Here is a 14,820-nt window from a genome sequence, read left to right as displayed (position 1 = left end):
TTTCGCCCAAATACAACCACAGTGCCAAAGTACCCGCTTGTGAGCACCCACAATTGAGCCATGCCCGCAATTCACTCGGAAGAATTGCTCGCCCAGGCGGCGGCACTTCCCCCACTTCCTGGGGTGTATCGCTATTTTGATGCCCAGGGTGTGTTGCTGTACGTAGGCAAGGCGCGCAATCTGAAAAAGCGCGTCAGCAGCTACTTCAGCGCGCAGCACGGGGGCACACGCATAGGTCATATGGTCGGCAAGATTGCTCGGCTAGAGACGACGGTGGTGCGTTCCGAGGCTGAGGCGCTGTTGCTTGAAAACAATCTCATCAAGTCGCTGCAGCCTAAATACAACATCCTGTTTCGCGACGACAAAAGCTACCCCTATCTCAAAATCACGGGTGTTGCCACAAAGGATGGCATAGGTGATGTCCCGGGCCAGTGCTATCCGCGCATTGCGTACTATCGTGGCCCGGTGGGTAAGCGCCATCGATATTTCGGGCCTTATCCTGGTGCGTGGGCAGTGAAGGAGACGATTCAGCTGCTACAAAAAGTATTTCGCCTGCGTACCTGCGAAGATACGGTCTTCGCTAACCGCACGCGTCCCTGCCTGCTTTATCAGATCAAGCGTTGCACTGCGCCTTGTGTGGGATTTATTTCGCGCGAGGTCTATGCCGCAGACGTGCACGGCGCACAAGCGCTGTTGCGTGGTGAAACACAGGAGCTGCTACAGGCACTTGAGCGGCGCATGCTCGCGCATTCCGAGCGCCTGGAGTTTGAGCTGGCTGCAGAGGTGCGCAACCAAATCACGGCCCTGTCACGCGTGCTGCACCAGCAGGCGGTGGATACCGTGTCGGACAAGGATGTGGACATTCTTGTCGTGAAGGTAGCAGGAGGGCGCGCCTGCGTGAATCTGGCCATGGTGCGTGGTGGTCGCCATCTGGGCGACAGAGCTTATTTCCCTGTGCATGTGGAGGCTGCAGCTAGCGTGCTTCACTTGGAAGATGGTGGGGATGTGGTGCCACCGGATTGCTCCGTGGAGAAGTTGGTGCTGGCTGCCTTCATGGCACAGCACTACCTGGGGGTGCCCGTTCCGCCCACGCTGATCACGAGTGAGCTCGTGGAGCAGAGGCTGCTGGATGCCTTGGAGCAGCAAAGCGGCGTGCGCGTGAATGTGGTGAATCAACCGCGTGAACAGCGCCGTGCATGGTTGGAAATGGCACAACAGAACGCTGAGATCCAACTGGCCCGCTTGCTGGCCGAGGAGGGGTCGCAGCAGGCGCGCACGCGCGCCCTCGCAGAGGCGCTGGATCTGGATGTTGAGAATTTGGATCGGCTCACCATCGAGTGCTTCGATATTTCGCACACTTCAGGCGAGGCCACCCAGGCATCGTGCGTAGTGTTTCATGATCACAAGCTGCAGAGCAGTGAATATCGGCGTTTCAAGATCGATGGCATCACCGGTGGAGACGACTACGCCGCCATGCGTCAAGTGCTCACGCGGCGTTACAGCAAGGTGGCCGAAGCGCAGCGCGAGGCAGGTGGTGCCGAGGTGTCGAATGCTCGTGTGCGCCTGCCGGACTTGGTGCTGGTCGATGGAGGCAAGGGCCAGGTAAGCATGGCGCGCGAAGTATTCACCGAACTGGGTTTAGATATCTCGCGCATCGTGGGAGTGGAAAAGGGAGAGGGGCGCAAGGTGGGGCTGGAGGAATTGGTGTTTGCCGATGGACGCGAAAAGGTTTACCTGGGGCGGGATTCGGCCGCCCTGATGCTGGTGGCACAGATTCGTGACGAGGCGCATCGCTTCGCCATCACCGGCATGCGAGCAGCGCGCGCCAAGGTGCGCGTGGGCGGCAGCCGGCTGGAGGACATTCCTGGCGTGGGCCCTAAGAAGCGGGCACGCCTGCTGCAGCGTTTTGGGGGCGTGCGTGGCGTGGTCGATGCCAGTATCGAAGACTTGGCCACTGTCGACGGAATCTCTCACAGCCTGGCTGAAGAGATCTACCGCGCGCTGCGCTGAAGCCGGATAGCTGCGGGGCACTGCAACGCATGCCACAATCACTAGCAATGTTTTTCACCATCCCCACGATCATGACCTGGACGCGCATCGTCGCGATACCCTTGATCGTGGGCGTGTTCTATGCTCCGCTGGAGCCGAGCACGCGCAACCTCATCGCCGCTGTGATGTTCATAGTGTTTGCGGCTACGGACTGGCTGGATGGCTTTCTTGCGCGCAAACTCAACCAAACGTCTGCCTTTGGAGCCTTTCTCGATCCCGTTGCAGACAAGTTTCTCGTCTGTGCATCGCTGCTGGTGCTGGTGCATCTGCAGCGGGCCGATGTGTTCGTGGCTCTCATCATCATCGGCCGCGAGATCGCCATTAGTGCGCTGCGCGAGTGGATGGCGCAAATCGGCGCAAGCAAAAGCGTGGCAGTGCACATGCTGGGCAAGCTCAAGACCACGGTGCAGATGGTTGCCATTCCATTGCTGCTGTATGACGGGCACTTGTTCGGCACTATCGATACCGGCGTGTGGGGGGCGTGGTTGATCTGGCTTGCTGCGGTGTTGACCGTCTGGTCTATGGTGTATTACCTGCAAAAGGCGCTGCCCGAGATACGCGCCCGCGTTGCCAAATAGCTGGCGGATCCACTTCCGCGCAGCGGCCCTGCAAGGATGAGGACGAAGCTCATCATCAAGTAGCGACTGTCAATACGGAGTCCACCCAGCGCCAGCGGTTGCGAGACAAAACGCTTCACAAGCCCCGGGGTGTGGTTCAAATGCGTCTAGAATTCGCCACCATGCATGTCGCCCATGCGGTACGTCTTGTTGACACCCTATAGAGCGATGGTTTTAATCTGCAAGAGCAATTCCCGTTGCTGTTGCGGCCTCTTCTCAATTTTCCCGCTCCAGACCGTTCGTTGTGGACGCACAATTGTGAAGACCAGATTTGCATAAGACATTCATCCACTCATATCCCGAGAGGCTTCTTGTGAACAAAACCGAACTGATTGAGCACATTGCCAACAACGCAGACATCTCCAAGGCAGCCGCAGCGCGAGCACTCGAGTCCACGATCGATGCGGTCAAGAAAACCCTGAAAAAGGGTGGCACGGTTTCGTTAGTTGGTTTTGGTACTTTTGCCGTAGGTAAGCGTGCAGCACGCACTGGTCGTAATCCCCGTACCGGGGCCTCGATTAAAATCAAAGCTGCTAAAGTGCCAAAGTTCCGTCCAGGCAAGGCATTGAAGGATGCCCTGAACTGACTCAAAGATATGGGGGGTGCTTAGCTCAGTTGGTAGAGCGGCGCCCTTACAAGGCGTAGGTCAGCGGTTCGAGCCCGTTAGCACCCACCACCCCAGACAAAGGCGAACGCGAGTTCGCCTTTTCTTTTGCAGCCGTTGAAAGATCGACCATGTTGGAATCCATCCGCAAGCACACCAAGTGGGTGATGGGCTTGCTGTTCTTGTTGATCATTCCCTCATTTGTCCTAGTGGGGATTGACAGAAACTACTTTGGCGGCGGCAGCCCCGTCGTGGCGCGGGTGGATGGTAAGGACATCACACAGGCGGATTGGGATAATGCCCACCGCATGGAGAGCGACCGTATCCGTGCCCAGTCGCCGGGCATCGATGCCAAGCTGTTGGATTCGCCACAGGCCCGCTATGCCACGCTGGAGCGCTTGGTGCGTGATCGGGTGCTGCAGGTCGCAGCGCAGAAGATGCACATGCTGACCAGTGACGCACGCCTGGCGCGCGAGCTGCAAAGCATTCCCCAGATTGCTGCCCTGAAGCGCTCCGATGGCACTCTGGACGCCGAGGCCTATCGTGCCTTGGCTGGCTCCCAAGGCCTGACTCCGGAAGGTCTTGAGGCGCGTATCCGTCACGATATTTCGGTTAACCAGGTCATGGGCAGTGTGATGGCTTCGGCGTTCGCAGGCTCGGCTGAATCCAAGCTCGCGCTTGATGCCATCTTCCAGCGCAGAGAGATTCAGGTTGCACGATTTAACGCCTCGACCTTTGTCTCCAAGGTCACGGTGACAGATGCCGACCTGGATGCCTACTACAAAGCCCATCCGGCCAAGTTTCAGCAGGCCGAGCAGGCCGCCGTGGAGTATGTGGTGTTGGACCTAGATGCGGTGAAGGCTGGTATCACGCTCAACGAAGACGATTTGCGCACCTACTACAAGGAAAACCTCAACCGCCTGGCCGGCAAGGAAGAGCGTCGCGCAAGCCACATACTGATTGGTGTCGCCAAGGAAGCGCCTGGAGCCGAGCGCGAAAAGGCAAAGGCCAAGGCTCAGGACCTGCTGGCCGAGCTGCGCAAGGCCCCTGGCCGTTTTGCTGAACTGGCCAAGAAGGAGTCGCAAGACTCCGGATCTGCTCCGGTTGGTGGTGATCTGGGTTTCTTCGGTCATGGCGCCATGGTCAAGCCCTTCGAAGATGCTGTATTTGCGCTGAAGAAGGGGGATATCAGTGATGTGGTGGAAACCGACTTTGGTTACCACATCATCATGCTGACTGACATCAAGGCGCCGCGCCAGCCTAGCTTTGATGAGCTACGCCCCTCTCTGGAGGTGGAGCTTAGGCAGCAACAGGCACAGCGCAAATTTGCTGAGGTGGCCGAAACCTTTGCCAACGCAGTTTATGAGCAGCCTGACAGCTTGCAGCCTGTAGCAGACAAACTCAAGCTCAAGATCCACACCGCTGTGGGTGTGACGCGCACTCCCGCTCAGGCGATGCAAGGGGCTTTGGCCAACCCGCGTTTCCTGGAGGCGCTGTTTCAGCCTGACTCGTTGCAGAACAAGCGCAATACCGAGGCCGTCGAAATCGGTACCAGCATGCTTGCTGCAGGCCGGGTCACAGCCTACCAAGCAGCAATGACCTTGCCGCTGGACAAGGCGCGTGACCAAGTGCGAGCCCTTTATGTTGCAGACAAGTCCGCAGAACTGGCGCGTCAGGAAGGATTAGCCAAGCTCGACGCGTGGAAGGCGGCTCCTGACAGCGCCGTTGGTTTGTCGGCTGTAGTGACGGTATCGCGTGATCGACTGCAAGACCAACCGCGTGTTGTGGTTGATAGCGTTCTCCATGCTCCCGTAGACAAGTTGCCCGCCTGGGTTGGCGTGGATCTGGCCAGCCAGGGCTATGCGGTGGTGAAGGTCAATCGTGTGGTGGCGCGTGATGCAGTGGATGACACCAAGGCGCGCATGGAACGGCAGCAGTACATGCAGGCCTGGGGAGCGGCCGAAGCGCAGGCCTACTATGAGCTGCTCAAGCAACGCTTCAAGGTTCAGATCAAGGTGCCACACCCAACTGCGCAAAGCGAGTTGCAGAACTGATTTTTTCCGTACGAGGGTATTTATCAGGCTATAATTCAAGGCTACGGTGGCTGTAGCTCAGTTGGTAGAGTCCAGGATTGTGATTCCTGTCGTCGTGGGTTCGAGTCCCATCAGCCACCCCAAATCACTCCAAAAGCCCTCTAAGTGCTTGTTTTCATAGGAAAATTAACAACTTAGAGCGGCGTATAAGATGCAGTTGTTACACAGCCTGTCACACAAACTTGTGGTACAGGACCATGAAACAAATCGCAAACCATCTCTATGCTCGCGGCAAGGCCGGCAACCTCTACTGCCGTGTTCGCATCCCCCAAAAGCTCCTGAAGGCTTACCCTCGCAAGGCCGAAATCGTCCGGTCTTTGGGCACCTCTGACGTCCGTGAAGGCAAGCGCCTGCTCGTGACCGAGTTGGCATCCATCTACCAAGAGTTCTCAATCAGAGAGAAAAAGCTGGTCATCCAGTCGGCCCAGCGAGCGGAGCGTTCTGCGCAGCGCTTGACCACGCTCACGGACGAGCAAGTCAATTCCATTGCCAGCAACTGGGTTCACCAGGCTTTGCTGGGTGACGACTACATGCGCAGCCAAGGTCTGGACGACGAAGACTTTGACAACCTGGACGCCCAGCTCCAAGAGCAGCGCAAGGAATTGGGCCGCATGCTGTCCCAGGGCCGTGTTGAAAAAATTCTGCCGGCCATGCATGGTTTTCTGCACCTCCTTGGCACCGAAGTCAGCCTTGAGCCGGAGCAGGAACGCCGAGCCGGCTACAAATTCCTGGAAGCCGTGGTCCAGACGCTGGATATTCGGCTGGACCGTCAGCAAGGGCGAGTCAATCCAACGTAAGCGCGCGGCAAACCCATGTTGACCGCCGCTGGCGGCCATGGCTGATGATCAGATGTCGATGGGTTGCCAGCGATGCGGCAGCAGTTCTTCAATCCGGCTGGCCTTGTGCGTGGGCAGCCGGGTCAGCACATCCTTGAGATAGGCATATGGGTCGTGCCCGTTCATGCGCGCTGACTGGATCAGGCTCATCACGGCGGCCGCCCGCTGGCCCGCGCGCAGGCTTCCTGCGAATAACCAATTCGAGCGCCCCAGGGCCACAGGCCTGATCTGGTTTTCGATCCAATTGTTGTCCGGCGGCAGCTGCGGGTCATCAACGAAGCGCGTGAGCGCAGCCCATCGCTTGAGGCTGTAGTCCAGCGCCTTGGCCGTCGCCGAGTTGCCCGCCACCTGCTGGCGTTGCAGCACCATCCACTGGTGCAACGCGTCCAGAATGGGCCGACTGTGCTGCTGGCGCACCTGCAGCCGCTCTGGTGCCGCCAGGGGCTGAACTTGCCGTTCGATCTCATAGACCCGGGCGAACTGCGCCAGGGCCAATTCGGCGATCTCGCTCTTGCCCGCCGCGTGCAGGTCGAAGAACTTGCGCCGGGCGTGTGCCAGGCAACCGGCTTCGGTCACGCCCTGGCTAAAGCTGGCCTTGTAGCCGGCATAGTCGTCACAGATCAGGCTGCCGCGCCACTCACCCAGGAAGGCGCGGGCGTGTTCTCCGGCGCGGGACTCGCAGAAGTCATAGACCACGGCCCGCGTGGCTTCAAACGCTCCCGGGGCATAGGCCCACAGGTAGGCCCGGTGCGTTTTACCGTTGCCCGGCTTGAGCATGGCCACCGGGGTCTCATCACCGTGCAACACCCGGTGGCCGAGCACCTCGGCCTTCAGGGCATCGACCAGCGGTTGCAGCCGCGCACCGCAGGTGCCCACCCACTGCGCCAGGGTGGATCTTGGAATCGCCAGACCGGCGCGACCAAAGATGTTCTCCTGCCGGTACAAGGGCTGGTGATCCTGGTACTTGGCCACCAGCACCTGGGCCAGCAGGCCGGCAGTCGGGATGCCTTTATCGATCACATGGGCCTCGACCGGCGCCTGGGTGATGGTTTCGCACTGGGTGCACGCCCACTTGCCACGGATGTAGCGCTCCACGGTGAACACGCCCGGCACGTAGTCCAGCTTCTCGGCCACGTCTTCGCCGATGCGCTTCATTTGGCAGCCGCAGGCGCAGGTGGTCGACTCAGGCTCGTGGCGGATCTCGCGGCGCGGCAGGTGGGCAGGCAGGCTCTGGCGTTTGGGCTGTTGCTTGGCTTCGGGCGCAGCCGCAAGCGGCTGGAGTTGCTCAATCTCGACGGCGACCGCCGCCAGGTCGGCATCGATCTCGTCTTCCAGCAGGCTCCTCTGATCGGCGCTGTGCCGCTCGGATTGGGCGGCGAACTTCAGCCGCTTGAGCAGCGCGCACTCATAGGTGAGCTTCTCGTTGAGCGCGCGCTGGTGACGCAGTTCGGCCAGCAGGCGCTGGGTCACTTCGCGCAGTTGCTCTGCGTCCAGCTCGCTCAGGGCTTGCTCGTCGATCACCATGGCTGGCAGTGTGCCCGCTCACCCTGGGTCCAGCCATTGACGCATCTCCCGATTGCCACGGCCACGCCCTTACGCCGACGATTCAGACCACGGTGATGGCACCTTGCGAGCCCACACGCTGCCAGGGCAGGCCCAGCACCAGGGCGTTGAGCTGGGCGTGTTCCAACGCCACGTTCGGACTGCCCGCAGGTGCCCAGACAAACTTGCCCTGGTGCAGCCGGCGCGCGGCCAGCCACAGTCCCACGCCGTCATGTACCAGGACTTTCAGGCGGTTGGCGCGCTGGTTGGCGAAGACGTACGCATGATGTGGCTGGGCCGCGCCGAAGGTGGCGATCACCCGCGCCAGGGCGGTGTCGGTGCCCGCGCGCATGTCCAGCGGGGTGGTGGCCAGCCAGGCCGCGTCGATCCTGATCATGTGCGAATCACCGCAGTAATTCGCGCAGCATCTGGGCGCACTCGGTCGCAGCGGATAAGGGCCAGTGCACGGTCACGGACATGCCGGGGCGCTGGCATTCGATGCGGATGCCATCCGCTGGCGTTGGCAAGGACGCGGATGGTAGCTCACCAGCAGACGCCTGCGGTACTGCGCTCAGGTCGATGGGGATAAAGGCCGGGGGTTGGGAAGCAACGACCGCAGTGCTGACGCCAACTTCAAGACGGTGAAGTCCCTGCGCCCATTCCTTGAGCCAGCGGTGTAGCACGTTGGCGTTCATGCCATGTTGCAGGGCCACCGCCGCGACCGATGCGCCTGGCTGTCGGCAGGCAGCCACCAGCTCGGCCTTGAATTGCGGGGTGTAGGTGCGGTGCGTACGCCGCTGCGCATAGCGCGGGGTCTGAGGGTCTTTGAGCATCGTGTCCACGCCAATGTTGCGTGCACACGATCTTGCTCAGCCTTACCACCTCATTCAAGATGGGTTCGCCAGCCGCATACAATCCAACAGCCGCGCTCACGCCTCGTCAGTCCATTAAAGACTTGAAGAGCGCGCTCGCTCCAGCAAAGTCGGCGCCGACCTGGGATGAGGTGTTCAACAAGTGGAACCACTTCGTGGCCAACCGGCCAAAACCCACCCTGATTGCTGCCCAAACACCCTGGCGCGAGCTTGAGCGCGTGGCCAAGGCGGCAGGTATCCGCCACCCTGGCCAGGTCACGCGTGAGCTGGTCAACCGCTTCGTGGAGGGGATGGAAGAGCGTGGTCTGTCCACGGAAACCATCAATGACCGGTTGGCCAAGGTGCGTGCCATCTACAAAGTGGCCGTGGGCAAGCTGCTCTTGTCTGAAAACCCGGCCAAAGACGTCATTGGACGCGGCAAAAGCGGGTTGGACCGTCGTCGCAAGAAGCGCCTGCCTTTCAGCGACGCCGACCTGCAGACGATTTTCAGCTGTTCGATTTACAACGATTTGCAAGAGCGCTCCAGGGGTAGCCTCAAAGAAGCCACTTATTGGATTCCGCTGCTCATGTACTACACAGGTGCCCGTACAGAGGAAGTGGCGGGCTTGGCCCTGGAAGACCTGGTGCGGGACGATGCACTGGACTGCTGGTTTCTGAACATCATCGACCGACCGGAGCCAGACGATGTCGATTTGTTTGAGGACGCATCCGATGAAGATGGGGTGAAGGGGACCCATGCCCGCACCCTGAAGAATGCGGCATCCATCCGCAGAGTGCCGGTAGCCCGAGAGCTGCTGGACCTTGGCTTGTTGCGTTACGTCGACTGGGTGCGTGCGCAAGGCGCAAAAGCCCTGTTTCCGACCTTGAAGAAAGACTTTCACGAAAAGCTGTCCGGGTCGTTCTCGAAATTCTTTGGCCGCCTGAAGAAGAAGCTCGGCATCGACGACGAGCGCAAGGTGCTGTACTCATTCCGTCATACTCTGAAGGACACGCTGAACCGAGCCGAAATGCCAGCTCGGTACCTGAAGCGCTTGATGGGACACACCAGCGGCGACGGGCAAATTACCGATGGCTATGGCAGTGACCTGCCCTTCGACGTGCTGGTCCGGCATTTCAAGGAAGTCAAATTCCCGCCGATTCCGGCCAAGCCGTGGCAGCCTGGCAAAGGTATCGTGCAATTTCCGCACCTTAGCGAGACGACCACCATCAAACGCCACAAGTCAGCACGCGCTTGACAAGAGTTGAGCGGTGGCGTCAGTCTGCCATCGCTGCTTTCTGCAACTCATGCAAAAAATCAGCCGCACGCTGAGCTTGAGATGCTGCGGTCAACAAGGCACGCTTGTCCGACTTCAGAACGACCAGCCACTCGGCCAAATAGGCGGCGTGGTCGTCTCGGGGCTCCGCAGTCACATCCCAAACCAGCGCAGACAAAATCCTCCTCCAGCTCTGCAACGAGTTCTTCCATTGCGCAGGCATGGTCGCCAAAACGCTGTCCGAACTGGCGCGCCAGTCAGTTTGGGTGCCCTGTTCCAGCACATTTCAACACCAACTCTTGCGCAAGTATGGGTCATGACATTCACAGCAATTCGAAGAGGTCATGAACACTGACTGTTCATTTTGTAATACGATGTATCAAGCAGTTTCCGTTTGTGCCACTGCTTGTGTCGCTCTTTCAAAACCTGACCTTCTCAAACACACCAGCGATGTGAACTCGTTGGGGTGCCCTAGCTCAGTGGGCAACCGCTGGGCCGGTGTTTCCTTGTTAGTGCTTCGTGCCGCCTTTACTGGCGGCCGACCCACGGCTGGGTCTGCCTCTCTCCGAGGCTTCCAACCCCATTAACCAGGCCTGTCGTCGATGACGGCGGGCCACGAAAGAAGGAATCTCAAATGTCAAACATCATTCTGAACACCGAAGGCACCCCCCTGAACCAGACCGCGGAAGGCCCCGCAGGGGGTTTCCTGGCACTGGGGATGGCCGACACCATCGGCACCTTATTGGCCAGTTACTGGGCATTTGTGTCTGCCACTCCGGCAACGGAGCAGGATGCCGATGCACTGATTGGCAAGTTGGGGCTTGAGGAACGTCTTGCGTTCAATCAGCCCAGCGATGAGGAACAATGCCTGGAAGCGTTGACCAGCCGCGTGGTGCCGTTCAAAGTGTTGAATAGCCACGTGCTGTGTGCACGTTCGTTGACCATTGGTCAGGCTATCGAACTGGTCTGCAAAGACCCGACCGGGCAGCCTGATGTCGTGGTGCGCTTGGCCCAACTGGGCCTGCGGGTCGCGATGAACCGTGGAAAGTGGGTGCTGTACGTGAGCAACTCTCCGTTGCACCACGAACTGCGCAGACTGTTCGCGGATACCAAATGGTCGGCGGGTGGCTGGTCTGTGGTACTGCGTCGCCTGCCCGGCGGCGAAGAGTCCACACAACGCATTGGGGCTGGCTTTGCCCCGGGGAAGGTCACGGCCATCGATGTGCCTGCGCATTGGTTGCCGACCAACGATGAGAGCGACATGTTGCTTGCTGCGTAAGCGGTGAGCATGGGAGAGCGGACCCGAAAGGGTTCGCTCTTTTCTTTTGTGCACCCGATGCGGATTGGCCGCATAGAGTCGGTGGCCGTTGTTACCTCGTTACCCCGGTTACCCGTTTTTGACGACAGTGAGAGGCTTGGATTTCAATGGTGGTACCGCCTACCCACAGGCCACAGGTCTTTGGCGACAGGGTCATCCCTCAGTTCAGTGTGGGCCTGCAAAAGCCCTTCGAAATGAGGAATCACTGCTTGATGCGAGGCGTTGTACCAATACTCGAAGGTGGTGAACACGTCGCCGTGCAGCCACTACCTACTCTGCCTGCGCTTGGGAGCCACTGCGGCTACGCCTTTCCGCGAAGAAGACTTGGACAAGCTTTTCTCGCTCAGGGCTATTCAAGCACTGCTTGAAGGACTGGAGCTCGAACTCCATGCCCTCCTCAAAGGTGCCCACGATTGCTCGGGCAATCGCCTCTAGCGCCAGTGTGGGCGCCAATGCGCCGTCAATTCGAGGTTGGAGACTGCTACGGACGTCCTCTAGTTGCATGAGCGACGTCGCTACATCCTTGAGCGCAGAAGCATCACGGGTGCGTCGCATTGGAGCGCCGGAGCAAACCAGGGATTCGGCCAGGCTGATGGCTGCACGCACCTCATCTCCCTCGTCGACGGATAACCTCGCTGTATGCCGTCATCAGACGCGAGGCCGTGCTGCGCGAGAACTTCGAGCGCGTGAAGTCCCCTCGAATTCCTGAGCCAGTCAGAAGTAGAGGTTGGGGAACAGTTTGACACGGTACTCGACCGGGGGGATTCGGCCTAGGGATTCATGTGGTCGGTAGTGGTTGTAACGGCGCAGCCAGTCGGCCGTCATGTCGCGCACTTCCTGCAGTGACTCGAACACGTAGCAGTCCAGCACCTCGGTGCGGTAGGTCTTGTTGAATCGTTCCACATAGGCGTTCTGCGTGGGCTTTCCAGGCTGGATGTGGTTGAGGGCAATGCCCTTGGACTGCGCCCATTTCGCCAGCGCATCGGCGATGAACTCGGGCCCGTTGTCCAGGCGAATCGACAGCGGCGCACCTCGGACTTCCACCAACTCGTTCAAGGCGCGGATGACCCGCGCAGCGGGCAGGCTCGTATCGACCTCGATGCGCAGCCCTTCGCGGTTGAACTCGTCGATGACATTGAAGGTTCTGAAGCGCCGGCCAGACCACAAGGCATCGGACATGAAGTCGCAGCTCCAGCCCTGATTGGGCTGGCCCGCAGCCACTAAAGGCTGTTTGATGCGCGACGGCAGTCGTTTCTTGCCCCGCCGGGGCAGGTTCAGCTTCAGCTCGCAATACACGCGCCACAGCACCGTCTTGCCCCAGGGTTTGCCTTGGTGGCGGGCACTGTCGTACAGCAGCCCGAACCCGTGACGCGGATTGAGCGCCATGTAGGTCTGGATGAAGGTGATGACCCCGGAGTCGTCGCGTGGCACAGGCCGGTAGCGCAGCGTGGAGCGGGCAATACCGCTGGCGGCACAGGCCCGGCGCTGGCTCATGCCATGTTCGGTCATGAGGCTTTGAACGACCATCTCGCGACGCTCCGGGGTCAGAGCTTTCGGTCAACGACATCCTTGAGCACGTGGTGCATCAGCGCCAGGTCGGCGTACATGCGCTTGAGCTTGGCGTTCTCTTCCTGCAGCTCGCGCAACTGGGCCAGGTGTGAGACCGTCATGCCCGAGAACTGACTCTTCCACTTGTAGTAGGTCGGTTCGCTGATGCCGTGCTTCCTGCACGTCTCGCCGACCTTGGCGCCCATCTCGACCTCCTTGAGGAGGCCGACTATCTGGGTTTCACTGAATCTGGATTTCTTCATGTAGAGACTCCGGCTGGGGGAATTCTCTACTTCCGGGTGGTTCAGGTTTTCGAGGGGACTTCAACATGGACTGAGGCACGAATACAGCAACCAAGCGATTGCCGTGGCGCAGTGGCACTTTGCACGCTTGGCGGAGCGTCTCACTTTTATAGTGCTTGGCGCCGAGGTGCCTCGGGGTATTCATCTCAACTCAACCTTATTGAGTCGGGATACGTGGTACCACCGCGCGGAGTGGCAGGCGGTACAGGCTTCCGCAAAGTGTTCAAGCTAACATACAAAGCGGCCATTCAAGGAGCGTTTAACTACGCCTTCCTCGGACTGGACTCAACAGTTCAGACAGAAGCTATCGAATGGCGGCAATCAGCCTGGACCCGGCGTGCGGAGGTGCATTGTGTCTGTCCGCTTCTGTTTAGGGCCGCGAGCAGCCGAATGCGAGGCGGCGCCTTCGGGAGCGTTCACGATGCTGGGCTAGCTGGTCTGCATAACTGGAATGCGCATACTCTTACCCTAGCTCAAGCAGCCTTCATAAACCTCAGCCCTTGCGCCATTTCACAAAACCCTTTTCCTGAAGCGCCCTGAGCAAGCTGCGCTCATCCCCTTCAACGGCCCGGTACAGCTCTGACCACAAACGGTAAGCTCGGGTGCTGCGAGCACCTTCGACAGGTGCTTTTCCATAGTCTCCATTGCGCACAGCCTCTGCGGCCGCTTTGATGGCAACCAGGGCGTCCGCCAACTTGTCATCAGTGGCCCGTGGCGGCGGTACCGCAGGCCGCGTGGGCATGTGGTCAATCAAGCGGATGCTCTCAATTGCCTTCCTGGCAGCAGTGAGACTGGAGCCTGGCACCAAAGCGGATTGGCTGCAGTGCGCAGCCTCTGTCAACAAACGACTGGCTTCAGCGATGCGCCACATGGGGTCCTGCTCACGCTTTGCTGAAGCGGTACGCGCCTGAGTTGCTGGCAGAAGGACTTTTTCTCTGAGCTGGGCCTGCTCGGCGGTTGTTAGCAGAGACAGCAGCTGGGGCGGGATGACCTCGGCATCGGCGTCGATGACGCCGAGGTAGTCCTCGGTCGGGTGGGCGTGGGGAACGCCGGGGCCTGCTGGGACCCAGCGACGGCGGTAGAGGTAAGCGCGGCGGCCGCGGAGGTTGATTTTCATGAAGGGGCTCCTTTGTGGACAGGTGGGTTGTGTCGTATAGACACCGTGCGCCTGCCCCTGGGGACAGATAGGCCTGCACACTGGAGACAGCTGGGAGCCTGACCACAAGGTGCAGCCAGGCTGCACCCAGGTCGGGTCGAAGGCTGGGTGTACCCATGGCATCGGTCCGAACGGCATCCAGAAACGACTGGCCCGAGGACACCGCAGGATGCTCTCGATGGCACCAGCGGGCGGACGGTCGGGCGTCCAGCCCGGGCCCTCGTCAGTCAGCTGCTGCGTGTTGGGGTCGCAGTTGTCCCCGGGTCACGGGTGTGGGTGTACAGCTGCTCGCGACTGGGCACGGCAAGGCGGTGCGAACCGCCGCCTTCCCCGCGCGTGCCGACCTTGGATGAACGGGGTGCGCAGCACCCTGCTCCGGCCGGGGTCCCCGGGGCCACCCGAAAGAACGCATGCTGTTGGCGGACTTGGGGTCAGCCGGGACCGCAGGGCACGCAGAGAGAACAGTTGCGCAAGCCGTCCGAAGACACATCCTCCCTCGAAATAACGGTTGGGGACGGCGGCGGTTCGCACCGGCGCAGCCGGGCAGTGAGTACAGCCGCTTTGAGGGACGTCGCGACGAAAACGCCACTGACACCCGCCCCCGCGCGGGTGAGGTTTTCACAGGGGAAA

At 60.0% G+C, this 14,820-nt stretch carries 13 protein-coding genes and 2 tRNA genes; 9 read left to right on the top strand and 6 right to left on the bottom strand.

The features are described 5' to 3' along the window. The first annotated feature begins 60 nt into the window (after positions 1-60). The 7 genes from uvrC (at position 61) to P7644_RS14245 (ending at position 6,160) form a co-directional block, all read left to right on the top strand. Positions 61-2,010, top strand: a complete 1,950-nt coding sequence (uvrC, locus tag P7644_RS14275; protein ID WP_404299918.1) for an excinuclease ABC subunit UvrC — start codon at positions 61-63, stop codon at positions 2,008-2,010. Between the two features lie 47 nt (positions 2,011-2,057). Next, a complete protein-coding gene (pgsA, locus tag P7644_RS14270; protein ID WP_404299917.1) occupies positions 2,058-2,627 on the top strand; it encodes a CDP-diacylglycerol--glycerol-3-phosphate 3-phosphatidyltransferase in 570 nt (189 codons plus the stop codon). A gap of 352 nt (positions 2,628-2,979) precedes the next feature. After that, positions 2,980-3,252 carry an HU family DNA-binding protein gene (locus tag P7644_RS14265; protein WP_404299916.1) on the top strand — a complete coding sequence of 91 codons (273 nt, stop codon included), beginning with the start codon at positions 2,980-2,982 and terminating at the stop codon, positions 3,250-3,252. 14 nt (positions 3,253-3,266) lie between these two features. Then, a tRNA-Val gene (locus P7644_RS14260) sits at positions 3,267-3,342 on the top strand. A gap of 59 nt (positions 3,343-3,401) precedes the next feature. After that, positions 3,402-5,324 carry a SurA N-terminal domain-containing protein gene (locus tag P7644_RS14255; protein ID WP_404299915.1) on the top strand — a complete coding sequence of 641 codons (1,923 nt, stop codon included), beginning with the start codon at positions 3,402-3,404 and terminating at the stop codon, positions 5,322-5,324. Between the two features lie 46 nt (positions 5,325-5,370). After that, positions 5,371-5,446 (top strand) — tRNA-His (locus P7644_RS14250). Between the two features lie 114 nt (positions 5,447-5,560). Next, positions 5,561-6,160 (top strand): DUF6538 domain-containing protein, encoded by a 600-nt coding sequence (locus tag P7644_RS14245; protein ID WP_404299914.1) that lies wholly within the window; start codon positions 5,561-5,563, stop codon positions 6,158-6,160. A gap of 48 nt (positions 6,161-6,208) precedes the next feature. On the opposite strand, the gene tnpC is transcribed toward P7644_RS14245, so the two are convergent. From tnpC to tnpA, 3 genes are all read right to left on the bottom strand, one after another. Beyond that, positions 6,209-7,723 carry an IS66 family transposase gene (tnpC, locus tag P7644_RS14240; protein ID WP_404299153.1) on the bottom strand — a complete coding sequence of 505 codons (1,515 nt, stop codon included), beginning with the start codon at positions 7,721-7,723 and terminating at the stop codon, positions 6,209-6,211. A gap of 82 nt (positions 7,724-7,805) precedes the next feature. Continuing rightward, complete coding sequence (gene tnpB / locus P7644_RS14235) at positions 7,806-8,138, bottom strand: IS66 family insertion sequence element accessory protein TnpB (RefSeq protein ID WP_404299152.1); 333 nt, start codon at positions 8,136-8,138, stop codon at positions 7,806-7,808. Positions 8,139-8,145: 7 nt separating this feature from the next. After that, entirely contained in the window at positions 8,146-8,574 is a 429-nt protein-coding gene (gene tnpA / locus P7644_RS14230) for an IS66-like element accessory protein TnpA (protein WP_404299151.1), read from the bottom strand. A gap of 59 nt (positions 8,575-8,633) precedes the next feature. On the opposite strand from tnpA, the gene P7644_RS14225 reads away from it, so the two are divergent. After that, entirely contained in the window at positions 8,634-9,848 is a 1,215-nt protein-coding gene (locus tag P7644_RS14225) for a site-specific integrase (RefSeq protein ID WP_404299912.1), read from the top strand. A 19-nt stretch (positions 9,849-9,867) separates the two neighbouring features. On the opposite strand, the gene P7644_RS14220 is transcribed toward P7644_RS14225, so the two are convergent. After that, complete coding sequence (locus P7644_RS14220; protein WP_404303214.1) at positions 9,868-10,023, bottom strand: zincin-like metallopeptidase domain-containing protein; 156 nt, start codon at positions 10,021-10,023, stop codon at positions 9,868-9,870. A 477-nt stretch (positions 10,024-10,500) separates the two neighbouring features. On the opposite strand from P7644_RS14220, the gene P7644_RS14215 reads away from it, so the two are divergent. Next, positions 10,501-11,145, top strand: coding sequence for a hypothetical protein (locus P7644_RS14215; RefSeq protein WP_404299911.1), 645 nt, complete (start codon positions 10,501-10,503; stop codon positions 11,143-11,145). A 753-nt stretch (positions 11,146-11,898) separates the two neighbouring features. On the opposite strand, the gene P7644_RS14210 is transcribed toward P7644_RS14215, so the two are convergent. Continuing rightward, a protein-coding gene (locus P7644_RS14210; RefSeq protein WP_404299148.1) for an IS3 family transposase occupies positions 11,899-12,995 on the bottom strand; the annotation gives its coding sequence in 2 pieces (ribosomal slippage) (positions 11,899-12,743 and positions 12,743-12,995; 1,098 coding nt in all). Positions 12,996-13,527: 532 nt separating this feature from the next. Then, positions 13,528-14,151, bottom strand: a complete 624-nt coding sequence (locus P7644_RS14205; RefSeq protein ID WP_404299910.1) for a hypothetical protein — start codon at positions 14,149-14,151, stop codon at positions 13,528-13,530. Positions 14,152-14,820 lie beyond the last annotated feature (669 nt).

This window comes from Alicycliphilus denitrificans (genome assembly GCF_044792555.1).
Classification (GTDB): Bacteria; Pseudomonadota; Gammaproteobacteria; order Burkholderiales; family Burkholderiaceae_C; genus Alicycliphilus; species Alicycliphilus denitrificans_A.
This window is presented reverse-complemented; position numbering and strand designations above follow the sequence as displayed.